Annotated in this window: 20 protein-coding genes; 16 read left to right on the forward strand and 4 right to left on the reverse strand. The window is 35.0% G+C overall.

Annotated elements, in window-relative coordinates:
- Positions 1-2: 2 nt before the first annotated feature.
- The 6 genes from WMO42_RS00345 (at position 3) to WMO42_RS00370 (ending at position 7,206) form a co-directional block, all read left to right on the forward strand.
- Complete coding sequence (locus tag WMO42_RS00345; protein WP_022503005.1) at positions 3-1,157, forward strand: BTAD domain-containing putative transcriptional regulator; 1,155 nt, start codon at positions 3-5, stop codon at positions 1,155-1,157.
- A 25-nt stretch (positions 1,158-1,182) separates the two neighbouring features.
- Positions 1,183-4,158 (forward strand): SpaA isopeptide-forming pilin-related protein, encoded by a 2,976-nt coding sequence (locus tag WMO42_RS00350; protein WP_349191257.1) that lies wholly within the window; start codon positions 1,183-1,185, stop codon positions 4,156-4,158.
- A 16-nt stretch (positions 4,159-4,174) separates the two neighbouring features.
- Positions 4,175-4,558 (forward strand): signal peptidase I, encoded by a 384-nt coding sequence (locus tag WMO42_RS00355; RefSeq protein ID WP_022503003.1) that lies wholly within the window; start codon positions 4,175-4,177, stop codon positions 4,556-4,558.
- Between the two features lie 131 nt (positions 4,559-4,689).
- Entirely contained in the window at positions 4,690-5,403 is a 714-nt protein-coding gene (locus tag WMO42_RS00360; RefSeq protein ID WP_349191260.1) for a hypothetical protein, read from the forward strand.
- 247 nt (positions 5,404-5,650) lie between these two features.
- Positions 5,651-6,718 carry a GGDEF domain-containing protein gene (locus tag WMO42_RS00365; RefSeq protein WP_349191262.1) on the forward strand — a complete coding sequence of 356 codons (1,068 nt, stop codon included), beginning with the start codon at positions 5,651-5,653 and terminating at the stop codon, positions 6,716-6,718.
- Between the two features lie 131 nt (positions 6,719-6,849).
- Positions 6,850-7,206, forward strand: coding sequence for a PilZ domain-containing protein (locus WMO42_RS00370; RefSeq protein WP_022503000.1), 357 nt, complete (start codon positions 6,850-6,852; stop codon positions 7,204-7,206).
- A gap of 165 nt (positions 7,207-7,371) precedes the next feature.
- Here WMO42_RS00370 and WMO42_RS00375 read toward each other — a convergent pair whose 3' ends face one another.
- Entirely contained in the window at positions 7,372-8,952 is a 1,581-nt protein-coding gene (locus WMO42_RS00375) for an LCP family protein (protein WP_022502999.1), read from the reverse strand.
- 186 nt (positions 8,953-9,138) lie between these two features.
- On the opposite strand from WMO42_RS00375, the gene upp reads away from it, so the two are divergent.
- The gene (gene upp / locus WMO42_RS00380; protein ID WP_022502998.1) at positions 9,139-9,783 is read left to right on the forward strand and encodes a uracil phosphoribosyltransferase; all 645 of its coding nucleotides are present in this window, start codon (positions 9,139-9,141) and stop codon (positions 9,781-9,783) included.
- Between the two features lie 156 nt (positions 9,784-9,939).
- Here upp and WMO42_RS00385 read toward each other — a convergent pair whose 3' ends face one another.
- Positions 9,940-11,349: a uracil-xanthine permease family protein gene (locus WMO42_RS00385; RefSeq protein ID WP_090139592.1), complete on the reverse strand. Its 1,410-nt coding sequence runs from the start codon at positions 11,347-11,349 to the stop codon at positions 9,940-9,942.
- A 257-nt stretch (positions 11,350-11,606) separates the two neighbouring features.
- Between WMO42_RS00385 and WMO42_RS00390 the strand changes: the two genes are divergently transcribed.
- The 3 genes from WMO42_RS00390 to WMO42_RS00400 all read left to right on the forward strand — a co-directional run bounded on the left by WMO42_RS00390 (position 11,607) and on the right by WMO42_RS00400 (position 16,249).
- Positions 11,607-13,175 (forward strand): O-antigen ligase family protein, encoded by a 1,569-nt coding sequence (locus WMO42_RS00390; RefSeq protein WP_349191265.1) that lies wholly within the window; start codon positions 11,607-11,609, stop codon positions 13,173-13,175.
- A gap of 80 nt (positions 13,176-13,255) precedes the next feature.
- The gene (locus tag WMO42_RS00395; RefSeq protein WP_090139588.1) at positions 13,256-15,238 is read left to right on the forward strand and encodes a methyl-accepting chemotaxis protein; all 1,983 of its coding nucleotides are present in this window, start codon (positions 13,256-13,258) and stop codon (positions 15,236-15,238) included.
- Between the two features lie 33 nt (positions 15,239-15,271).
- Positions 15,272-16,249 (forward strand): sugar ABC transporter substrate-binding protein, encoded by a 978-nt coding sequence (locus WMO42_RS00400; protein WP_349191267.1) that lies wholly within the window; start codon positions 15,272-15,274, stop codon positions 16,247-16,249.
- A 158-nt stretch (positions 16,250-16,407) separates the two neighbouring features.
- On the opposite strand, the gene WMO42_RS00405 is transcribed toward WMO42_RS00400, so the two are convergent.
- The gene (locus WMO42_RS00405) at positions 16,408-17,898 is read right to left on the reverse strand and encodes an AAA family ATPase (protein WP_055175703.1); all 1,491 of its coding nucleotides are present in this window, start codon (positions 17,896-17,898) and stop codon (positions 16,408-16,410) included.
- Between the two features lie 163 nt (positions 17,899-18,061).
- Between WMO42_RS00405 and WMO42_RS00410 the strand changes: the two genes are divergently transcribed.
- The 6 genes from WMO42_RS00410 to WMO42_RS00435 all read left to right on the forward strand — a co-directional run bounded on the left by WMO42_RS00410 (position 18,062) and on the right by WMO42_RS00435 (position 22,716).
- Entirely contained in the window at positions 18,062-18,340 is a 279-nt protein-coding gene (locus WMO42_RS00410) for a hypothetical protein (protein WP_349191269.1), read from the forward strand.
- On the forward strand, positions 18,270-18,905 hold the full coding sequence (locus tag WMO42_RS00415; RefSeq protein WP_349191271.1) for a hypothetical protein: 636 nt from the start codon (positions 18,270-18,272) through the stop codon (positions 18,903-18,905). Before WMO42_RS00410 ends, WMO42_RS00415 begins: the two co-directional genes overlap by 71 nt.
- 161 nt (positions 18,906-19,066) lie before the next feature.
- On the forward strand, positions 19,067-19,927 hold the full coding sequence (locus WMO42_RS00420; protein ID WP_349191272.1) for a DUF3737 family protein: 861 nt from the start codon (positions 19,067-19,069) through the stop codon (positions 19,925-19,927).
- A gap of 73 nt (positions 19,928-20,000) precedes the next feature.
- Positions 20,001-20,561: a flavin reductase gene (locus WMO42_RS00425; protein WP_055175692.1), complete on the forward strand. Its 561-nt coding sequence runs from the start codon at positions 20,001-20,003 to the stop codon at positions 20,559-20,561.
- Between the two features lie 257 nt (positions 20,562-20,818).
- Positions 20,819-21,673, forward strand: a complete 855-nt coding sequence (locus tag WMO42_RS00430) for a DUF6033 family protein (RefSeq protein ID WP_022502990.1) — start codon at positions 20,819-20,821, stop codon at positions 21,671-21,673.
- 65 nt (positions 21,674-21,738) lie between these two features.
- Positions 21,739-22,716: a hypothetical protein gene (locus tag WMO42_RS00435; RefSeq protein WP_055175688.1), complete on the forward strand. Its 978-nt coding sequence runs from the start codon at positions 21,739-21,741 to the stop codon at positions 22,714-22,716.
- A 152-nt stretch (positions 22,717-22,868) separates the two neighbouring features.
- Here WMO42_RS00435 and WMO42_RS00440 read toward each other — a convergent pair whose 3' ends face one another.
- Positions 22,869-23,615 carry a DUF4097 family beta strand repeat-containing protein gene (locus WMO42_RS00440; RefSeq protein ID WP_055306391.1) on the reverse strand — a complete coding sequence of 249 codons (747 nt, stop codon included), beginning with the start codon at positions 23,613-23,615 and terminating at the stop codon, positions 22,869-22,871.
- Between the last annotated feature and the right edge of the window lie 4 nt (positions 23,616-23,619).

Genomic DNA, 23,619 nt, shown 5'->3' on the forward strand with positions numbered 1-23,619 from the left:
TAATGTATAAATCAGAAACTGATACGCAGGAGTTGAAAGTTACGTTTTTAGATGATTTTAAAATCACTTATAAAGATAAAGAGCTTTCACAAAAGAGTATCAATTCTGATAAGGTGACAAGACTTCTGGCATATCTTATATGTCATAAGGAAAATGTTGTGAGTGTCGGGGAGTTATCTGATGTCCTTTGGACAGAGGGTGAATGTGACGACCCTGTCAATGCACTTAAAAATCTTGTATACAGGGCAAGAAGCGTATTAAAAAGCCAGCTTGGAATCAACCCTATAAAGACATTAATGGGAAGCTACTGCTGGAATGATAATGTTAATACAGTTATAGATACTGAGCAGTTCGAGAAGCTGTGCAACAGGGCAGAATGTGAGCCGGATATTAAAGAGCGTATATCATACAGTGCTTATGCAATAGACATTTATAAAAAGAAATTCTTTAATAAATATTCATATGAATACTGGGTTGTCACATTCAGCGTGTATTATCATTCAAGGTATCTAGAGGTTGTTAAAAATGTATTGCAGGATTTATATGGTGAGGGTGATTATGACAGGATTGAACAAATCGGACATAGAGCCATAATGATAGATGGATTAGATGAAGATATACAATTCTATTATATTAAGTCACTGATTGCTAAGAATAAAATAGCAGAAGCGGCAGGGCATTATGAGAAGGTGAAGGATTTGTTAAAAGAACAGCTTAATGTAAGCCCTGGAAGAAAGTTAATGGAACTATATAACCAGCTTCTTATAATGACACATTCAGCCAGATCGGATATAAGGACTGTAAGAAGAGAGCTTTATGCAGGCAGGACAGCTTTAAAGGGGGCTTTATTCTGCGATTATAATAGTTTTAAGAAAAGCTTTGAATTGGAACTTAGAAGAAGACAGAGAAGTAATTGTTTTTTTACAATTGTGCTTGTCACTGTAAATGGCAGGAACAGCGCACATATAAAGAATACATTGCTGGCTTCATTAAGGGAAGGAGATCTGATTTCACAGTACAATAAATGGCAGTATGTGATTATGCTTACGCAGTGTGATTATAACAATGCGTTAGTTGTTGTCAGAAGGATTAAAGGAAATCTTAGAGTAAAAAAGCTTGATGAGAGTATAGAGTACGCAATAGAAAGAATACAGTAGTAATGGAAAGGTGAAAGGAGCTGACATGGGAATTAACTGGAAGCACAGGAAGGTTATTGTTTCTATTGTGATGTGTGTGTTATTGTGTGTGACAGCTATAACAGCAATGATGTATACAGCATTTGGAGCAGGCAGCAGTAATATAAAAAATGTTAATGCAATACAGGTGTATTCTAATGATAAGGCAGGAAGTGCAGATACATCAGAAGGTACAGACACTACAGGAAATATGGATAAGGCAGGTAGTACAGATACTACGGGAAATGCGGATACACCAAGTGTTAGTAAATTGGCGGCATCAGATAACGTGCTTGAGGGATATTGCACATTTTATGATTATGTAGTTGCACCATATAAAGGAAATGTGTATGGCTGGGGTTATAAGGAATATCCAAAGAGAAGTATTAATACTTCATCTAATTACGCTGACAATGGAAAGCCAAAGCTTACTGTTGGAACCATAGACCAGAACTTCAGGGCTAACCAGCACAATTGTTACGTTAATAGCCTTAATGTCAACACCTGTATATATTACAATGGTGGTATTAAGACAACAGGCTCATTCAGTGGAATAAAGAAAGATTATATGAATGCTTCTCAGGGAATTATTGAGGGGCTTGATAAGGAAAATTATAAAAATGTATTGTTCAATGTTGATGAGCCGGGATTATTTTCTGATGCTAAGAAGACAGGAAAGACAATATATAACAATTATAAATTGACATTTGATAAACAGGATAATGGTAATGACAGCAGCACTTACACATTAAAAAGCGTAACTTCGCCATCAGGCGATGTGACATTGGCGGGAGATAATTTCTTCCCATTAAATAATGCGGACTCCAATGTGTTAGACTGCGGTTATAATGCGGCTGATGGACAGAAGGGTACTAACTATTATTTTGGAATGAGATATGATATTTCATTCTCGCTTAATGGTTATACAGGCGACCTTTTATATAAGTTCACAGGTGATGATGATTTGTGGGTATTTGTCGATGGTGAGCTTGTTCTTGATCTTGGTGGAATACATCCTGAATGTGGCGGTGATGTAGACCTCTGGCAGACAGGGCCTATAGCGAGGGAATTACAGACTGTTGCAAGCAGGGATAAAGTAAATATGTCAACTAACCACACAATAACAGTTCTTTATATGGAGAGAGGTGGTAATGCCTCTAACTGTAATATGAAGTTTATTGTTCCTAATTCAGCAAGAATTGATATTGCGGATAGTGGCAATCTTAATTTTAAAAAGATTGATGATAGGGGTAATGGGCTTGCTAATGCAGTGTTTGGAATTACAAGTAAAGATAATAAGGAAAATGCTTTAACTAAAACAAGTGTATCTGATAAGAATGGTATAGTAAGCTTTGATAATCTTCCAGTTGGAAAATACATTTTAAAAGAAATAACAGCACCAGACGGCTACACAGGTTCAGGTGAGGAATACAATGTCGAGGTTGTACTTGATGAGAATGACAGTTCAACAGCTATAGCCACACTCACTGACAACAGTGGAAATGTAATTGCTGTTACAAGAACTAAAGTACAGTATATAGACGGCAAGAAGAGTTATGCGGTTGAAAATGTATTTAACAGCAGTATTGTCAATACAAGAAATGTAAGCATAGAGGATTTTATCGTTGATAAGCAGGTAAGGGTAGAGGATTGGGATAACCGCACATATAAGATTAATCTTATGACAGGTATCAGCAATAATAATGGAAGCTATGCAGAAGGTGATGTGATTAATAATGTAATAATAAGAGATTACATTGATTCGAGATTTGACATTATAGCTGATAATAACGAGATAGTTACGGCTGATAAAGCGGCTGACCAGCCATACAGTGTGAATGGCGGTAATATAAAGTATGATAAGGAAAGAAATCTTCTGTATGTAGAATGGGATAACCAGTCAGTACAGTATTCTGATAGTAAGCTGTATACCTGGGAGAAAAGCATATTCGTAAAGGCAAAGGACAATTATATAGGTGGTAATAATGTCACGACTAATGCTTCGGCTTCTGGTGTAATTATCAATGGAGGTATTAAGGAATTCGATACACCGACGGTTAATGTAAAAGTCAACGGAACTCTTAAGTGCAGGGAAAATGTAATATTTTACGGAGAAAATATTACCTCAGCAGATTATGAAATGTCCGAAATGTTCAAACTTAACGGCAATATCCGTGAAGACGGAAATGCATTAACAGAGCAGGATTATTATACGGAGTGGTATGAGGATAATAATGGAACATTAGGAAGTGTTATAACTAAGGCAGATGTTATTAACAGAATTAATAGTAATGCCAGCACAGGAAGTGACAGCGTATATTATGTGAAAGGATTTTATAATGTAACACCTGTAAGTAATAGCGATGAGTGTACTATTAATACAGATGGACATATAGCAAGCAGCATAATATACAACAATGACGAGCCAGGTGATCATTATGGCAGTGATTGTGCGTGCTATAGAATAAAGGTTGTTAAGGGGCAGCTTGATATAACTAAATATATTGATGAGCAGTATATTGATAACAAAGTTATAAGAGCTAACCAGACATTTATATTCAGAATAGAGCAGTATGGTGTTGTGAATGAAGATAATACAGAGAACAAGGGTGCATTAGAGACGGTATTCTATGCCACAGCTTCATTTGATGCCAATGGTGATGTATTGTCAGCGACAAGTACAGTGACTGGTTTAAAGAAAGGCTTTTATAGTGTTATAGAGGAAGAAAGCTGGACACCGGAATATACCTTAATTAAAAAGAGTGATAACTATTCTGGCAATGACTCCTATAAGGAATGTGAGGATATATTTATAGGAAAGAGAATAGATGGCACAAAACCGGAATTCTTCGGGCTTGATAAACTGCATTATGGAAATACTGCTGATGGAGATAAGGCACAGGCAGATTTTAGCAATGTTATTAAGAAGAATTATAACTGGTTAAGAGATGCAGCATCAGCAGTTAATAAGTTTATAAGATAATGCACGAGAGGGAAATATGAAAAGGTTTATTAAAATTGTCACTGATATTTTGTTGGTGATTGTGTTGGTTATAGCGGCAGTTCTATATATTCCAAGGCTTATGGGACTTAAGACTTATAAGGTGCTGTCGGGAAGTATGGAGCCTGAATATCACGTTGGAAGTGTTGTATATGTGGAGAAATCATCAATTGATGATATTGAGGTGGGTGATGTTATTACATTTTATATTAATGATAATACAGTCGTCACCCACAGGGTTATTGATAAAGATAATGACACAGAGAGCTTTCACACCAAAGGTGATGCGAATGAGACTGAAGATGGCGGAAGTGTAGCTTATGATAAGGTTGTGGGGAAAGTGGTATTAAATGTGCCGTATCTTGGATACATTTTAAGATAGAGAGAGCCTTATAGCTATTAAGCTTCTTGATAGTTATACAGTAATATTATGAATGGTTTACAGGTTAAAAATTTATAAAGTCCATATGAGGTAATAATTAAAAAAAATAACTGGAAGGAAGTCAGAAGTATATGGGAAAGTTAAAAAAGACTGCACTGGCGGCTGGGATAACTGTATTACTTATGGGTGCTGCTGCCGGGACTACTTATGCCCTGCTTAATACAAGGACAGTGACAGTGGCTAACCAGTTCGCAGGTGCGGCGGTTAATATAGGTGTAGTTGAGCACTTCAATGATGATAATATAATAATATATGAAGATATGGGTGAACAGCTTACGGATAATATTAATGATGTTTATGATAGAATTAGAGACGACAATACTACGAGAACCAAGGAAATAGCTGTAAAGAATATTGATTCGGATGAGTATCCAACAACTGATACTTATGTGAGAGTAAGGTTAGTACCTATGATTATATACGATGACAGCAAGGAAAATATTAAGGCGGGAATTGCAGGAAATATAGCCGCTGTTGATATGAGGGGCAAGGTCAGTTATTCTTATGCCAATGAGTTAAAGAGTAAAGATGATGTCAATAAAGATATTCAGGATAATGAAGATTTAACCGGAAGCTGGTTCTATATGGATAATTCTTCATCTGATGATAATGAGAGATATTATTATTATAGTGTGCCGGTTGCACCGGGGGATATGACCTCACGTTTGATTAATAATGTCACATATGCAGGTGATATTCCAGAAAATGCACATTTTGAATTAAAGGTACTTGCAGAGGGGGTGTCTTCTAAGCAGGAAGACAGCAGGGCAGACTGGGGCTTATAGTTATGCAGTTTAATGCTGTTATTATTGATTATATTATAGCAATGTAATATTATTCTATATTTGAAATATAAATATATAGTAAATACTACAGGGACTAAGGTACAGATATAGTACTTTAGTCCCTAATTATTCATACTTTTTTCATAAACTTCTATTGCCTTGTATAAAGGTATATTGTATAATGCAGTTTATGTTTAGAACTTATAATATTTAATTGAGAGCTAATAAAGATTAAGAAGGTAGTATAATGGTTAATAAAGATCTTAAGAAAAACAGTAAGATAAGAACAGTAAATATGATGATACAGAGTGCATTGATTATTATACTTATTGTATTGGTTGCTAATATGATGGTAGAGATTAAAAATCTTCAGGGAACTGCAAGAGTAATTAATTATGCAGGACTTGTGAGAGGTGCAACACAGAGGGTAGTTAAGCTTGAAGTTATCGGTAATTCCGATGATGAGCTAATAGAATATCTTGATGATGTCCTTGCAGATTTGAAGTATGAAGATGGTGAGTATAATCTTGTAAGCTTACGCGATACAGACTACCAGAAGAAGCTTGATATACAGATTGATTACTGGGGTAAGCTTAAGAATGAGATTAATAATGTAAGGGAAAACGGAGTTGATAATTCAGATATTGTTGATATGAGTGAGATGTATTTTTCGCTTGCAGACCAGACAGTATCTGCGGCAGAAAGATATTCAGAGGATATAGCCGACAATATCCATTTTATAGAGACAATTACAGTTATTGATATGGCAGGGCTGCTTTTACTTATAATTATTCAGATGATACAGGCAATTATAATTGTAAGAAAGAATAAAGTGCTTGAACAAAAAGCATATCTGGATGCTCATACAGGACTTCCTAATAAGAGCAGATGTGAAGAGGTATTCCACGATTTAAGATTTCTTGACAGGAATGTTGCCTGTATAATGTTTGACCTTAATAATCTGAAGATTGCAAATGACACATTAGGACATTCTGTTGGTGACCAGTTGATTGTTAATTTTGCCAATATATTAAGAAATGTCATACCATCAAAGGAATTTGTTGGAAGATATGGCGGAGATGAGTTTGTTGCAGTTATCAGGGATATGCCTAAGGAAGATGTTATAGGCGTGCTTGAAAAGTTAAAGGAAAAGGTTGAGGATTTTAACGACCACGGAAAGAATATTAAGATAAGTTATGCGTATGGCTGGGCATTTTCTGATGATTATACAGAATGTACGCTTAGAACATTGTTTGACAGGGCGGATAAGCATATGTACGAGAATAAACGCCTTGTAAAATTAGCACAACAATAAAATATTAATTTATACAAAATTAATAAAAATGTAATAAAATATTATAAATAATAGAAATATGTCGAATAATGTGATAATATATACAAGTATTATACAATTTTATATTATATTGAATGGGAGATGGATGTAATATGGGTGCTGAGATGAGAAAAGCAAGGAGAACAGATATAGATGTAACGGTATCACTTAATCAGCTAGGGGTAAATGCCGCAGATCGTATTCAAAATAAAGCTGATGTTCACGTTGTAGACATATCTAAAGGTGGGATAGCATTTAAGTCTGGCTATGATTTTAAAGTTAATTCTTTTTATGACACGGTTATAACTCTTGCTAATGGCGAAAAGCTTTACGTTGTAGTTGAAATTCTACACAGAGATTCTTGTGAGAATGACGAGTATATGTATGGCTGTAGATTTGTTGGAATAGGTGCAGAAGACCAGTTCAAGATTGAAGCCTACCAGATAGTAGATACAGGTAGTGCGATATAGATATTATTATGTAACTACATATAACTGGACATAATTTTATATTTATAGTAGTGACATATAATTATCTATGACAAATTAATATTTAACATATAAATCCCCATTGAAATGTTTGCTTTCAATGGGGATTTATATGTGTTTATTTTAAATATTATTTAATAAAGCTTATTAGTTATCTGAATTAAGGTATGTGTCAACATCGAAGGTTTCACCAGCGATAACCTTATTCATAAGCTTGGTTGCTGTGCTTATATCTTCTTCGTATGGAAGTACGATAGAAGCACCATATACATTAGATACCTCAAGATGACGATATTCATCAGTCTTACCAGATATACTGTATGTCTGTATATTCCAAGGTGTGCTGTTGCTTAACTGTAACTTTACAAGGTCAGATATTGCACTTGAAGGTATATTTGTTAAGAACATATCACTAACTGTATCCATAACTGCTGAGTAGCGTGTAAGTATTGCAGGTGATGTGGCCTTTTGAATAATACCTTTAATAACGGCTGTCTGATTACGTCCACGCTGGAAATCACCAGCTGCAAAGGCTTTACGTTCTCTTGCGAAAGCAATAGCCTTTTCTCCATCACATTCATTAGCACCCTGAACAAAATGGTAAGAAACAGGAGCAGCTTCCCATCCATTGGTAAATTCTATCTCTGATTCAATTGTAATACCACCGAGGGCATCAATAACTGCCTGTGAACCAGCAAAATTAATCTTTACATAATAGTCAATATTAATTCCGTACAGATTTTCAAGGGCTTCGATAGATTTATCGACACCATAAGAACCTGCATGTGCAAGCTTGTCATAACCGGTTACACCTGATGAATTACTGATTTTAATATAGGAATCACGAGGTGTAGTAACAAGTAATACCTGCTTGGTTTCTGGATTGATAACTGCAAGAATATTAACATCACTTAATGCCTTGCTTGCAAGCTTGGTATCTTCGCCATCATCACTTGATATACCTGAAACATATATAATGAAAGGATCACGTTTTACATTTACATTAGAGGCATCAAGTTCAACCTTTTCTTTGTATTCGTAAGTCTTAATTATCTTTATGCTATCCTCAAAATCAGGAAATTCCTGAGATATAATACTCATCATAGAGTGATTGATAACGATAGCCTGAACATTTTTATTATCATAAAGTGCATTAACAAGATTAGACCAGTTAGTATATTCAGTTGGCTTGATTGTCTTGCCGGTTTCTGAACTAATGCTTTCAATGGAGGTATTGATATTGGCATTGCTTGCAGTTGAATTAATGGCAAATTTGTAATTAGCTGCATCATTTAAGTTCTGTGCCTTGTCATTTGAAAGCACGCACACATCAACAATGTCTATCTCAACATTGGCAGCACCAAGTTTGTCCAGTACGGAGTCAAATTTGGCGGCAAACAGATATGTGAATAATATAAGGCAGGACAGCATAACCGATATAAGCTTTCCTAGTATGTGTGATTTCGTGAATTGTGATGTAAAATCATACAGTACTAATAATATAAGTATGATATTAATCATAAATAAATATTTAAACGGAAGAATATCAAGTTTAAACATTTTTAGTAAAAATAACACTGTCAGGACAAGCTGTATAAGAACCAGCACAGAGCCAATAGCGAAAGCCCATGCACGGCGTTTCTTTTTACGTTCGATTTTTGAGAGTGATACCTTAGGTTTGAAAAGGTACTGCATATCATTCTTTACAGAAAATGTATTTTTAGCCATAACTTTTTTCCTCATAGATTTATAATATAGTTTAAATACAAACATAAGACAGTTTAGCACAATATGCTGTAAAAATAAAGAAAAATATGGCAGGTGGAAAATACCTTTTGACCCTGATACTGCATATATGGTATTATATAAAATAATGAAACAAAATGCGTACGGCGCACAGGCAAGGAGAATGATATGGATTTAAGAAACGAAGAGAATATTACAGTGTTTGAACACCCTCTTATTCAGCACAAGATTTCATTACTTCGCGATAAGAAGACAGGAACTAATGAATTCAGAAAGCTTGTAGAAGAGATAGCAATGCTTGAAGGGTTTGAGGCTATGGGTGACCTTGAACTTGAAGATATTGAAGTTGAGACACCAATTGAAACTTGTATGACACCAATGATAGCAGGAAGAAAGCTTGCTATTGTACCAATATTAAGAGCTGGTCTTGGTATGGTATCTGGTATACTTGCACTTGTTCCAACAGCTAAGGTTGGTCATATTGGTATGTACAGAGATGAGGAAACACACGAGCCACACGAATATTACTGCAAGCTTCCAGATCCAATTGAGGAAAGGCTTATTGTAGTTACAGATCCAATGCTTGCAACAGGTGGTTCTGCTGTTGATGCAATCGACCAGATTAAAAAGCATGGTGGTAAGAAGATTAAATTTATGTGTATCATAGCTGCTCCAGAAGGTTTAGAGAAGCTTCACAAGGCACATCCGGATGTACAGATATATGTAGGACATCTGGACAGACAGCTTAATGAGCAGGCTTATATCTGCCCAGGTCTTGGAGATGCTGGCGATAGAATATTTGGTACTAAATAATAATATTCAATATAAAACAGCTTGTCATAATGTATCTTAACCTGATTAAGATACATTATGGCGGGCTGTTTTTAATTCTTATAGTATTAATGGCACAGAAAAAGCAAATGTATATTTATGGTTCATTGCTTTCCTGTGCCAATTATTATATAGATATTATTTATTGTCTGTATTGCTTACATATACTCCACGGCTCTGGTCACCTTCTGGATTAACACCAAAGTTGTAGTCATTGCCAGGAAGAATTGCATTAAGGATAATACCAGCAATAGCGGCGATAGCGAGTGCTGTAAGTGTGATATGTGTTTCTCCGATAGTGAATGTAAGACCATCAGAAAATCCAAGTCCACATACGAATATAACACCTGCGATTATAAGATTACGTGACTTAGTAAGGTCAACTCTGTTTTCAACAACATTTCTTACACCGATAGCAGATATCATACCATATAGCATAAATGATACACCGCCGATGATAGCAGTTGGCATTGTTGATATAATAGCTGAGAACTTAGGGATGAATGAAAGTATAACAGCTAATACAGCAGCAATTCTTATAACTGCTGGGTCATAAACCTTTGAAAGTTCAAGTACACCAGTATTTTCTCCATAAGTTGTGTTAGCAGGACCGCCAAGAAAACCTGCAAATGCTGTGGCAAGACCATCACCCATAAGTGTGCGGTGAAGACCTGGCTCTGCGATGAAGTTCTCATCAACAGTTGCAGATATAGCTGACATATCACCAACGTGTTCCATCATAGTAGCAATTGCGATAGGAGCCATAACAAGTATAGCAGTTATATCGAATTTACATATCTGGAACTTAGGTATTCCAACCCAGCTTGCAGATGATACTGAAGCGAAATTAAGTATTGCAGAACCATCAGGGTTAGTAACACCAAAGGCATTAAGTATTAATGCGAATACATAGGAAATAACTACACCCATAAGGATAGGTATAATCTTAAACATTCCTTTGCCCCATATATTAAATATAACGATTACAGCTAATGCAACAAAGGCTAAAAGCCAGTTAGTAGAAGCATTGTTAATAGCTGATGAAGCAAGTGATAAACCTATACATATAATGATAGGACCTGTAACAACAGGTGGAAGAAATCTCATAACTCTGTTGACACCAACAATCTTAAAGATGAGGGCAACAATAAGATAGAATAAACCGGCGATAACTATTCCACCGCATGCATAAGCGGCTTTATCGTTGGCGCTCATATCTGTATATATTCCTGTATTTAAGTTGGCAACTGTGTAGAAACCTCCTAAGAATGCAAATGATGAGCCTAAAAATGCAGGTACTTTAAATTTGGAACATACATGGAATATAAGTGTACCAATACCAGCACAGAATAAAGTTACAGAAACTGTAAGACCTCTTGTTAAAGGTTCATTGCACGCACTCTGGAAGTATCCTGCTACAAGTATTGGAACAAGTATAGTTGCCCCAAACATTGCGAACATATGCTGTATACCAAGTATAAGCATTTTAGGAATACCGAGCTGGCGGGCATCACGAACAGCTTCCTGATTTTGAGTCTTTTCGTTCATTTGAGTCTCCTTTTTATTAAATTTTTTCTATGATACCATAACAATTTATCCTTGAAAAGAAAATATTAAAAATAATTATGGATAATATTTATGACTAATATCTGAATGTATGTTAATATTAAGTATATTTATTTTTTAGTATTTTAATATAATATTAATATGTATTTAATATAGTGGTGCGAGATATAAATAAAATAATTAAGATATGAATAATATAATCAAATATAATAAGATGACAGGATAAAGGAAGAAGTAAGATGAATAAGCAGAATATATATGAGAATGTGCGTTATTATATAGGAAAGATTACCGTGATACTTATGATGGTGTTATTCCCATTTGTTATGACAGATAAGCTTAATAATGTTACGAAGACAAGATATGTATTCTTTGTTATTATTGCACTTGTTGGCTGGATTGCAATGCTTATTAATGAGGTTGTATTCAGAATAATTATATCTGGTGATTATCCGGGGGCAAAGAAGTCCTTAGATATAAAGAAAAACTTCAATATAAAGATAATTTACAATATAAAGAATAGGAAGCATATTATATATTCGGTATTATTGATAGCCAGTTCAATAATATCTTATCTTGTATCTCCGTATAAGAATATAGCCTTATATGGTGCAGGTTCAAGATATATAGGTATGATATTTTTTATTGCAGTGGCATTGCTTTATTGGACAGTTTCGGAGTGTTATGAGTTTAAAGAGATAGATGTAATATTAATTCTGGCGGCTTCGATTATGGTACATATTGTTGCTGTGTTTAATTATATGAATATTGATATATTGCATTTGTTCAGTAATCTTACTATAAAAGAGCAGACAGTGTATATGTCAACGCTTGGAAATATTAATGTATATGGAATGTATACAGGACTTACATTGTCTATTGCAATTGCTGCATATTACAAGGCAGAAACAGCAGCTAAAGAAATATTCTATTATATTGCAGTAATATCTGGAATAATTGGAATTATAATATGCGACAGTGATATGGCACTTGTGGCTGTTGTAATTCCGCTGGTTATTCTGTTTCCATATTCAATTAAATCGGTGGCTTTAATAAAAAAATACATAGTGACGCTTACGGCAGTTCTGCTTGCAGGACGTGTTGCAGGGTGTATTAAGCTTATTATTCCGGATAGAGTAAGGAAGCTCAGCAATATAATGTCAGGGCTTATATCAACTAATAATATATTTAATATCATAATTATAGTGTTATTGCTTCTATATGTATTGATAGTACTTAGTGATAACAGAATGCAGAAGCTGCTTGACAATATTAAAATCCGCATAGTCCAGATAATATATTGTGTAATGGCAGGTGGATTTGGAATATATGCCATAGTCCGTGTGATTAGTGATAATATTAATAAAATTGGAGCATTTTATATAACAGATAACTGGGGTTCAGGACGAGGTTACATATGGAGTAATCTTATCAATGGCTATAAGAATTATCCATTTATATATAAAATATTCGGGTTGGGTGAGGAAACGGTTAGAAAGAATCTGAGCTATTATTCAGACAGCCACTGGGATATTTTATATGGAAATGTAGTTGATAACGCACACAGCATATGGCTGCAAATGCTTGTTACGATGGGGTGTGTCGGCGTAATTATTTTATTAGTTATTTTCATTCATACATTGGTCAATTCAGCAAAGCATGGTGTGCCGGATATAATTGCAGGCTTTGGAATGGCGGCTTTAGTGTATGCTGTGCAGGGTGCAGGTAACATTTTGGAAGTCATAACATTTCCAATGTTCATATGTGCAATGGCAATAGTGAATTATAATAAAAAGATTGTTAAATAATTGTAAAGTGATATAATAAATATTGTGTATTTGCGTGAAAATTATATACAATTGAATACATAAGAAAGGGGTTTTTAATTATGAAGAAACAAAGGAAAATATCAATTAAAGCCAGGCTTTTGGGAAGCATAATGCCAGTCGTTATTGCTATCGTAGCAGTACTTGTGCTTATTGCTTATCAGGCATCAGCGGGGATAATTGAAGATTATTCACAGAATCTGCTGGAGTCATCGGTAAGTAACCAGTCATCTAAGATAGAGGCCTGGTTAAGTGAGAACCTTGCTTCTTTCCAGATGGCAAAGACCACAATAGAAAATCTTCACCCAGATGATACACAGCTAAAGGCTATTCTTGATGGATATTATAACTATAATGATAATTATCCAGATGGTTTATATGTATCTGACTCTAATGGTAATCTTATAAAGGCGGATAAGTCAACTAAGAAGGAGAGCAATCCTGTACAGAGCATATGGTATAAGGAAGGCCTTACAAGGGTTAATATGGCTGTTGGTTCGGCATATAAGAACGCTGAGGGGGTTAATGTAATTAGTGCTTCAGGTATTCTTAATGACGGAACTGATAATATAAGGGTAATATCAGCAGATATGACACTTGACCGAATTACTATAATTGTCAATTCTTTCATTGATATGGATAATGCAGAGGCATTTCTTGTTGATAAGAATACAGGAGTTATACTTGCTGACAGAGAATCTTCATTAATATCACAGAAGCTTGGTGCTTCCGGACAGAGTGAATATTATCAGAAGGTAGCAGCCCAATTTAATTCTAATGATTATGATTTTACAACTATTGACGGTAACATGACGGTATTTAAAGAGGTCGATGGCACTGACTGGGTATTAGTATCATATATTCCTAAGAATATTGTACTTGCAGAGCTTATACGTTTAAGAACTATTATGATAATTGTAGGAATTATATGTATAATGGTTCTTTGTGTTCTTGTTGAAAGAATGACTAATGTGGTAGTTAAGCCAGTAAAGAATATGACTAAAGCTATCACACAGATGGCTTCTGGTGATTTTACTGTATCAGTTAATGTTAAGGGCAATGATGAGATTGCGGTTATGGGACAGAGCATACAGAAGTTTATTCAGGCTATGCGCCAGATGATAGCCCAGATTGGAGATGTATCAGTACGATTAAAGGAGCAGGCAGTCTCAAGCAAGAATGTATCAGGCGAGATGAATACTGCGGCAGATATACAGTCTAAGTCGATGCGTGAACTTAACGACACAGTTGACCAGTTATCAGTGTCAGTTAATGAGATAGCAGAAAATGTTACACAGCTTGCAGGTGTTGCCGCAGAAACTAAGAACGATGGCGACTCAGTTGATATTAAAATGCGTGAGACAGTTGAAGTGTCCGAAAAAGGACGAATGGATATGGAACACGTCAGCGAAGCACTTAACAATATTGAGTTATCAATAAGAAGTCTTGAGGAAGCTGTTAATAAAGTTGGCTCGGCTTCTAAGGAAATAGTCGATATTATTAAGCTTATAGGTGATATAGCTGATGAAACTAACCTCTTATCACTTAATGCATCTATTGAAGCAGCAAGAGCAGGAGAAGCAGGAAGAGGCTTTGCAGTTGTTGCTTCTGAGATAGGTTCACTTGCAAAGAACAGTACAGAGTCTGTAGGACACATTACACAGCTTATCACAGAGATTAACAAGCTTGTTGAAGACGCTGTAAGTCAGGCGGGGGACAGTGTTGGAGAGATTGGTGACAGTGCAGTATTAATTCATACAGCAGTAGATACATTTAATACAATATTCAATAATATTAAGGCAACCAATGAACTTATGGCAAATGTTGTTGAGAAGATTGGACGTGTTGATGAGGTTGCTACTAATGTTGCTGCTATATGTGAGGAACAGGCTGCAAGCTCAGATGAGATTATGGCAACATCTGAGTCAATGTTAGGACAGGCTAATAATATTTCTAAAAATAGTGGACAGGTGGAAACCTCAGCAGAAGAATTAGCAGCTTCGGCAGAACAACTTTCTAATCAGGTACAGCAGTTTCATATATAGAGAAGATAAAATATCTGGAAAAGAGGTTATAGAATGAAGAAAAGGTTATGTTTATTAATATGTCTGGTAATGCTTGTATTAGGTGTTGCCGGCTGTGGCACTGGTACTAATACATCTTCAACAGGCAGTAAGAGCAGTGTAAAAATGTTAATGACACTGGCACAGGCTGATACATTTAGAACACAGTTAGTTAATAAAGCAAAGGAAACAGCACAGGAGAATAATGCACAGCTTGATATATTAGATGCCAATAATTCAATTGAAAAGCAGGTTGAGCATATTAAGAAAGCCGTTTCAGAGAATTATGATGTAATTCTTTGTAATATGGTAGATAAGGATACTTCATTAGAGCTTGAAGCTCTCGCAGGAGATATTCCTATTGTATTCTTTAATGTATCACCAGATGAATCAAGACTTAAAGCTGGCAAGTATATGTATGTTGGCTCAGATGAGTACACAGCAGGACAGTTTCAGGCAGAATATGTGCTTGATAAGTTAAAATCATCATCAGAGATTAATGTTGCTATAATTAAAGGACCATCAAGCCATTCAGCAACTAAGGGAAGAACTAAAGCTGTTAAAGAGATACTTAACGCTTCTGGAAAGAAGATTAATTATGTATTTGAAGACCACGCTAACTGGGAGCAGTCAAAAGCAGAGGAAATGTTTAATATATTCTTAAAGACTAACCAGAAATGTGATGTTGTTATATGTAACAATGATACTATGGCACTTGGTATAGTAGATGCGTGTCGTAAAGCAGGAAAGAGTAATATATTAATTCTTGGTATTGATGCGACAAGCGATGGCTGTAAGGCAATAGAAGCAGGAACAATGTCATTTACAGTATACCAGTCTGCTGACGGACAGGGAAAGAGGCTTATAGAAGCAGCTATAGCACTCGGAACAGGAAGCAGTACGAGTGGCATTGAAGGAATATCAGATGACGGATTATATGTATGGGTACCATTTGAAAAGGTAGATTCAACTAATGTATCAAAGTATAAATGATAAAAAATAAAAATAATAAAAGTTATAAGTGATAAAAAATAAAAGTAAAAAAATACAAGTGATAAACTAGTGGATTTACTGGTTATAATTTATAGTTGATATAATAAAATGCGTGGCATAGTTAATATCTATGTCACGCATTTTATAACAGCAGTTTATTAGTGGTGTGTAGAGAATAATTCCTTAACCATATCTGCGTTGTATACAACCTCTTTAACGTGGTCAACTTCTATTAAATAGAGTGCGTGTGCGGCAAGGTGTTCAGCAGCCTGTTCAAGGTCACGGATACCTGTTGTGTCTTTGAATATATCAAGTACAACATCAAGTCCTTCATCAAGTATAGTACATTCATTCTCGTGAAGACCAATCTTCTTTAATACCTTAGGAAGAGAGAACTGCTTAAATATAGTCTTCTTTTCTTCTCTGGAGTAATCTGGAATATCAATAACTGCAAATCTTGAAAGCAATGGAGCACTAATCTGTTCCTTGTAGTTAGCAGTTGCAATTGGATATACACCAGATGTAGGAATAAGACATTCCATATAATTATCTGTAAATCCAAGGTTATCAAGCAGTGTAAGTAATACATCGGCAGGGTTCGCATTGCCGTTGCTTGAAGTTGCCTTATCAAGCTCGTTGATTATGAATACAAGATTAGATTCACCAGCGTTGTTAAATGCTTCCATAATAATACCAGGCTTGGCATTAGAGTATATTCTTGAACTTCCTGTAAGCTGTTCGGCATCATTGATAGAACTCATATCAAGAGTTGTCCAAGGCATTTTAAGGATTTTTGCAACAAGGTAAGCAATCTGCGATTTACCAGTACCAGCAGGACCTACAAGAAGAATTCCATATGAAGGAAGTGTATGTGTACGGTTAATCTGAATTACAGTTTCAATAATTCTCTGCTTAACAGATTCCATACCAAAGAGTTCTTCATCAAGAATACGTCTTGCCTCAACAGGATCGATTGATTCAAAATAGTTGCTTTTCCACTGTATGTTAAGCATTATTGAAAGAGCTCTCTGTGCGTGACGTTTCTCCTCAGGAGTTACCTCGCTTGAACGAGCAACTGCAAGATTTCTTCTAGCCCATAATCTTATGTTATCAGGAAGAGTTATTCCGGCACAGTTAAGGAAATCAGAAATGCTTGTAATACTTGTAAGCTTCATACTGTCGCCTGACTCGTCTAATTCGTCATCAGGAATATCCTGAGCCACGATACTACTGTCTAAAAGACGTTCTATCATATACTGTAAAAATCCGTCTTCAGATGATAATTTCTGGCTGTTGTTAAAAGCAATCTCTCTTATTCTGTATACAGCATAACCATCTTCTACATTCTTACCTGAAAGCTTAACCTTAATGCGGTTCTCACCAAGCCATTTGATAAGGCTTGTAAATCTTGCATCTACCTTAATAATATTGCTTAAGATATTGCCGTCATCTGTCTGGAATTCAAATGCAGTCTTTTTGTATGGATTGGCAAACATTCCGATAGTTTCTGCAGCCCAGTTATGTTCACTGTTATCAAGAACGAATATGGGGTGTTCTGGTGAAGCTGTCTTATTGTCAGATGAAAATGTTGTATAGGTACATTCAAAAGATGATTCTTTTGAAGCATTCTTAAAATCAAATACTGGCATATTGTAATCTCCTGTGTAATTATATATTTATAATATGGACAGTTATAATTGATAGTCACATATGTTTTATAATAACACATTTTAAATAATTAGGAACAATAAATTATGGAATTGTAACAGATGTTGTATTGACTTGGAGTGAGCTTCAAGGATTAATATTCAATTGGATACAAAATGTAATGCAGCAGATATAGTAATAATTGAAATTAAATTAAGAGGTTATGGCAAGAATATGACAATTAATGAGGCAGGAGAACGCTATAATATTCCTATACATATTCTTAAGCTGTATGAAAGCTGGGCGTGGTGCAGAGGTTCTGTTAAAGCAGAATTATTATTAATATTTATTGAGGTTAAAAGGAGAGTAAGAAATGTCAGAAAAACTGGGTGGAAAAAAGTTACTTATTATAACAACCTGTGTGAGTGTAATTGCGGCAGTTAGTCTTTTTAGAGATGAGCCACAGAATTTGCTGGCTGGTACAAAGACAGCATTATATAATGGACAGAATGTTGTGTATGACAGTCAGAAAGCTGGCGGAAGTCAGGTGGCATATAAGACTTATTGCACAGATAGTAATTGTACATTTCAGTATGCAGGTGAAGGTTCAGATAAAAAGATTGCTGTGATTAATATGGACAAGGAAAGTACAGTTATGAGCGAGCTTGCTGAAATTGTTGATGCTGACCTTATTGATATGCCAGATGATGTTAGCAATATTAATATCAGCCAGTACAATACTTTATTTGTTAATCCGACATCTGATGATTACAGAGTATCGGATGATATAAAGGAATTTGCCGGCAAAGCTAATCTTGATGGTAAGACAATCGTTGTAATATATGATGTGGCACAGGATATTATTAATGGTGTATCAAGTGCGGACGAGCTTATGGATAATACGGTATGGCTTACTGGTGGTAAGCTTTCTGATAATGCTGGTGATGAAGAAATTAAGAACTGGGTTAATGGGCTTGGAATGGAGCTGATAGCTGATGATGAGGAATAGTAAGTCAGGACGGGATTCCAAGTTGTTCAATGGATTTACACAGGTATATTCTTATAATTTTATTATAATTTAATAAACATATCAGACTGGTTGGTAAATATTTGTGTTAAAATATAATATATATTCAACTTAAGTTAAAAAGATAGGAATTGGAGTAAATTATGAAAGAGATAAATAATGGTTATTTCACTGGGGAACGCTCATTGTTTAATAGTGAAGATATTAAAATTAGTAATACAATATTTGGCGAGGGCGAATCACCATTGAAAGAATCGGACAATATTGAACTTAATAACAGCAGCTTCCAATGGAAATACCCATTATGGTACTGCAAAGATGTAGTTGCTAATAACTGTTCGTGGGCAGAGATGGCAAGGGCTGGAGTATGGTATACAGATAATCTGCTGATTAAAGATACCTTAATTGAAGCTCCTAAGAATTTTAGAAGATGTAAGAATATTACATTGTCGAATGTGGTTATGCCTAATGCGGCTGAGACACTGTGGAACTGCGATGATGTTACAATGCAGAAGGTCAGTGCCAAAGGTGATTATTTTGCAATGAACAGCCATAATATGAAGATATTGGATTTCCAGCTTGCTGGTAATTATCCATTTGATGGTGCTGAAAATGTAGAAATCCATAATGCCAAGCTTCTGTCAAAAGATGCGTTCTGGAACACGAATAATGTCACAGTATATGACTCATTTATATCAGGAGAGTACCTTGGCTGGAATTCTAAAAATCTTACACTTATTAACTGTACAATAGAAAGCCTTCAAGGTATGTGTTATATAGATAATCTTGTTATGAAGAATTGTACATTGATTAATACTACACTTGCGTTTGAATATTCTAATGTAGATGTGCAGGTTAATGGAAAAATTGATAGTGTTATGAACCCATCAAGAGGAATTATAAGGGCAGATGAAATTGGCGAACTTATTATGGAAAAAGATAAGATTCATCCTGAGGATACAGATATTGAATGCCCGGTTATTTCAAAAAGAACACAAAGATGATTATCTGTAAAATATTATTTTGCAGTTATCAGATATATTATAAATTTATTGAACCGAAAGGAGAATATATATTATGTCAAGAAAGAATTTTGGAGCAAAGCCATTAACTTATCCACAGCCTGTATTTATTATTGCAACATATGATGAGAATGGTAATGCAGATGCTATGAACGCAGCATGGGGTGGAATAAGCGAAGGTGATGAGTTATCTCTTTGCCTTAGTGCAGGACATAAGACAGTTAAGAATTTATTAAAGACAGGTGCTTTTACAGTAAGTATGGCAGATGCCAAGCATGTCGCAGAGTGCGATTATGTAGGTATTGTGTCAGCTAATACAGTTCCTGACAAGCTTTCAAAGGCCGGTTTTACAACAACTAAGAGTGAGAATGTCAATGCACCAGTTATCAATGAACTTGCAGTATGTGTTGAATGTAAGGTCAAAAGCTATGATGAGAATATATGCAGACTTGTAGGACAGATAGTTAATGTAAGCGTTGATGAAGCTACACTTACAGATGGTAAAGTAGATGTTGCTAAGGTTGCACCAATTACATTTGACCCATTTAATAATGAATATTATGTACTTGGTGAAAAGGTTGGTAACGCATTTTCTGATGGAAAAGCTATCAAATAATTCAAAATAAGTGTTAAGTAATCAATTAACAGAATATTAGTATGTGAAATCCGCATTTATTCAGACAGTAATGTCTGGATAGGTGCGTTTTTTATAAGGAATTGCGATTATATTAAGCTTAAATTAAGATGGAATATTTTATAATATAAATATTTATAAGTATTGTTATACTTTGTAGTATTTTGCCGATATATTGTATGTAAATAATGTCAGAACGGATTTTGACAGATTGATTTTTCATTCAAGGAGGAGTGGATATGAGTAATACAATTTACAATGGAAGTTATCCTTCAATAGCAGAGAATTATGTTTACAGCAGTACAGGCACTTCAAAGGTAAAAACTAAGAGTGATGCAGGTAGCAATACTGCGAAGACAAGCGACACAGCATCTATTAAGGATACTTCGACAGTTAATAACACAAAGGCAGACGGAAAAGTTGCTGTAAATGGACAGACAATTGGCAATCCAAGATTAAGTGAGAAGGCATCTAAGTATTATGACCAGCTCAAGAAGAAATATTCTAATATGAATTTTATTCTGGTAAGTGAGGACCAGAAAGAATATGCAAAGGCACAGGCTTCAAACTATGCCAATGCTAATAATATGGTTGTTCTTATTGATGAGGATAAAATTGAGCGAATGGCTGAAGATGAGAATTACCGCAAGCAGTATGAAGGAATAATTGCCAATGCCGCAAGTGGTCTTTCACAGCTAGGACAGAGCATTGCCGCAACTGGAGCTAATGTTAAGGGTTACGGTATGCAGGTAAATGATGGTGGAACAGCTTCATTTTTTGCTGTACTTAAGAAGTCAGGGGCAGCACAGAAAGAAAGGATAGCCAAGAAAGCTGAACAGAAAAAAGAAGCTAAAAAGGCAGAAGCAAAGAAAGCTAAGAAGAAGGAAGAACAGGAACGTCTTGAGAACAAGAAAGACAGCAGGATAGATGATAACAGTGGAATAGAGGAAGATGAGGATACAGTAACTATAACAGCTTCTTCTATGGAAGAATTGTTACAGAAGATACAGGAATATACACAGAAGTATATGAACGATGATGTAAAGACTGATGATGAAAAGAAGGTAGGTCAGCAGTTCGATTATTCTGTGTAAAATATTATTGCAAAAGTACAATGGAAAGATAAATATATTTCTTTCATTAGAGAAAGGGGTTATGTATGGCTTTGAGTATTAATATTAATGTCAATAATTCAGATATTAGCATTAAGAACAGTAAGACTGGTGCTAAGAAGAATATTAAGTCTATATCAGCAGGTAATCTTAACGATATGACGGATAGGGAATTTAATATCAGCCAGAAAAGAAAGGTTGCCAGAAAGCAGGCCATGAAGCTTATTTCAGATGCATGGGATAAGGATAATAAAGCAGCACAGGGTATTAAGGATATGGAGTCAGAGAAAGCAGATATTGCTAATATTAATGCTGATTTAAAGTCAAAGCTGAAAGATATAGATAAAAGTCAGAAGGATTTGCAGGAATTATATGGCGTACATTCAGAGTCACAGGAGCAGAAGGATCTTGAATTATTAAAGAAATATCAGGATAACAGAAATGGTGTATCTAATGACAAGTTTAGCAAAGAAGAAATTGACAGATTGAAAGAATTGCAGAATGAGCCATTAACAGAATATCAGAAGAAAGCTCTTATGATTAACAGTTCTAAAGATGCCATAAGGTCTCAGATAGACCAGAATGATCTTAAAGCAATGAATAAGACTATGTCTATCAATAATGCCAAGTTAGAGCAGCTTAAATCTCAGGATATGTTAAAAGCAGGAGATGCGGCAGACAGTATTATTGAAGCTGCTGATAAAGATATATTTGGTATGCTTGTTAATGAAGGTAAGCAGAATATAGATGATAATATGAAGGAACAGCAGGAAGAAGCTAAGAAAGCAGAAGAAGAGAAGGAAAAGAAGCAAGAGCAGATTGATGAAGCCAAGAAGAAACGTCAGGAAGAGAAAGAGCTTCTTGAAAATGAACAACAGGCAGACAAGCTTGAGCTTGATAATTCAATTAATAGTCAGGCTGTAGACCATTTATCAGAAGCACAGCAGCAGGTTGAGCAGCTTATGAAGAATAATAATATGGTTAATGAAGATATTAAAGGAATTGAGATTGACCTTAATTTCTAATTGACATTTTGTAGTAAATTCGTCTGGCAATTTGTTAGGCAATAATTATTGAAGTTAATAAAAAGCTGTCGTAGAAGACATATTTTTACAGTATATAGAGTTCAATAGCTTCTATATATTGTATAAAATGTTTCATACGGCAGCTTTTATTACTAATTATTAATTGATATATTTCCCATATTTACAGTGGCTTTTAGCAGAGTAGAGGAACTAAGATTATTAGTGTATGTGTTGGAGCATTTATTATTATATAATGTGATGTTACCCATATCTACACTAAGGTCGTAACCACAATCTTTATTCTCAGGCATACGGATGGTTAAATTACCCATATCTACATTAATAATTGCTGACTTATATGTGCAGTTATCAAATTTGCAGTTACCCATATTAATCTCTGCGTTAATCTTTTCAATATTGCTGTTAGAAGCTTTAAAGTTACCCATATTTAATGAAGCTGTTAAATAACCAATATCTATAGAGTCGATTTTAACATTTCCTACATTAGAAGATAAATGCAGGTCGCTTATAGACGCATTTTCGGGTATTCCTATTGTTATTGTACAATCTGCATTTTTAATATTACCAAGGAAATGTTCTGTAGATTGTGTCACATTAAGAGTACTGCCGTTAACAACAGCAGTAGCTTTAAAACGCTCTCCGCCCTCATATTTGAAGCTGTAAGTATCGTCTTTTACAATATTGATATGAGCTACAGTGCCATCGATTGTAATATTAGAAAATGCTTTTAATTCTTCGTAGAAATCGCAATTGTTTCCAGAAGAGGAAGCGGTTAATCGGTTGAATGGTGCGGCATTAAATATATTTCCTAATATACCAGCTATTATACATAAAGCGGTTATTATATATATGATAATAAGATAAATTCTTTTATTCATAGTG

Source organism: Lachnospira sp. CLA-JM-H23 (assembly GCF_040096425.1).
Lineage (GTDB): Bacteria > Bacillota > Clostridia > Lachnospirales > Lachnospiraceae > Lachnospira > Lachnospira rogosae.

What these genes read in the sequence shown, in the direction of transcription:
- WMO42_RS00415 (WP_349191271.1), top strand. Translation starts at nt 18,270, where the DNA reads ATGTCAGAAAAACTGGGTGGAAAAAAGTTACTTATTATAACAACCTGT.
- upp (WP_022502998.1), top strand. Translation starts at nt 9,139, where the DNA reads ATGGATTTAAGAAACGAAGAGAATATTACAGTGTTTGAACACCCTCTT.
- WMO42_RS00400 (WP_349191267.1), top strand. Translation starts at nt 15,272, where the DNA reads ATGAAGAAAAGGTTATGTTTATTAATATGTCTGGTAATGCTTGTATTA.
- WMO42_RS00385 (WP_090139592.1), bottom strand. Translation starts at nt 11,349, where the DNA reads ATGAACGAAAAGACTCAAAATCAGGAAGCTGTTCGTGATGCCCGCCAG.
- WMO42_RS00345 (WP_022503005.1), top strand. Translation starts at nt 3, where the DNA reads ATGTATAAATCAGAAACTGATACGCAGGAGTTGAAAGTTACGTTTTTA.
- WMO42_RS00355 (WP_022503003.1), top strand. Translation starts at nt 4,175, where the DNA reads ATGAAAAGGTTTATTAAAATTGTCACTGATATTTTGTTGGTGATTGTG.
- WMO42_RS00350 (WP_349191257.1), top strand. Translation starts at nt 1,183, where the DNA reads ATGGGAATTAACTGGAAGCACAGGAAGGTTATTGTTTCTATTGTGATG.
- WMO42_RS00430 (WP_022502990.1), top strand. Translation starts at nt 20,819, where the DNA reads ATGAGTAATACAATTTACAATGGAAGTTATCCTTCAATAGCAGAGAAT.
- WMO42_RS00420 (WP_349191272.1), top strand. Translation starts at nt 19,067, where the DNA reads ATGAAAGAGATAAATAATGGTTATTTCACTGGGGAACGCTCATTGTTT.
- WMO42_RS00435 (WP_055175688.1), top strand. Translation starts at nt 21,739, where the DNA reads ATGGCTTTGAGTATTAATATTAATGTCAATAATTCAGATATTAGCATT.
- WMO42_RS00395 (WP_090139588.1), top strand. Translation starts at nt 13,256, where the DNA reads ATGAAGAAACAAAGGAAAATATCAATTAAAGCCAGGCTTTTGGGAAGC.
- WMO42_RS00405 (WP_055175703.1), bottom strand. Translation starts at nt 17,898, where the DNA reads ATGCCAGTATTTGATTTTAAGAATGCTTCAAAAGAATCATCTTTTGAA.
- WMO42_RS00370 (WP_022503000.1), top strand. Translation starts at nt 6,850, where the DNA reads ATGGGTGCTGAGATGAGAAAAGCAAGGAGAACAGATATAGATGTAACG.
- WMO42_RS00425 (WP_055175692.1), top strand. Translation starts at nt 20,001, where the DNA reads ATGTCAAGAAAGAATTTTGGAGCAAAGCCATTAACTTATCCACAGCCT.
- WMO42_RS00390 (WP_349191265.1), top strand. Translation starts at nt 11,607, where the DNA reads ATGAATAAGCAGAATATATATGAGAATGTGCGTTATTATATAGGAAAG.
- WMO42_RS00440 (WP_055306391.1), bottom strand. Translation starts at nt 23,615, where the DNA reads ATGAATAAAAGAATTTATCTTATTATCATATATATAATAACCGCTTTA.
- WMO42_RS00365 (WP_349191262.1), top strand. Translation starts at nt 5,651, where the DNA reads ATGGTTAATAAAGATCTTAAGAAAAACAGTAAGATAAGAACAGTAAAT.
- WMO42_RS00360 (WP_349191260.1), top strand. Translation starts at nt 4,690, where the DNA reads ATGGGAAAGTTAAAAAAGACTGCACTGGCGGCTGGGATAACTGTATTA.
- WMO42_RS00375 (WP_022502999.1), bottom strand. Translation starts at nt 8,952, where the DNA reads ATGGCTAAAAATACATTTTCTGTAAAGAATGATATGCAGTACCTTTTC.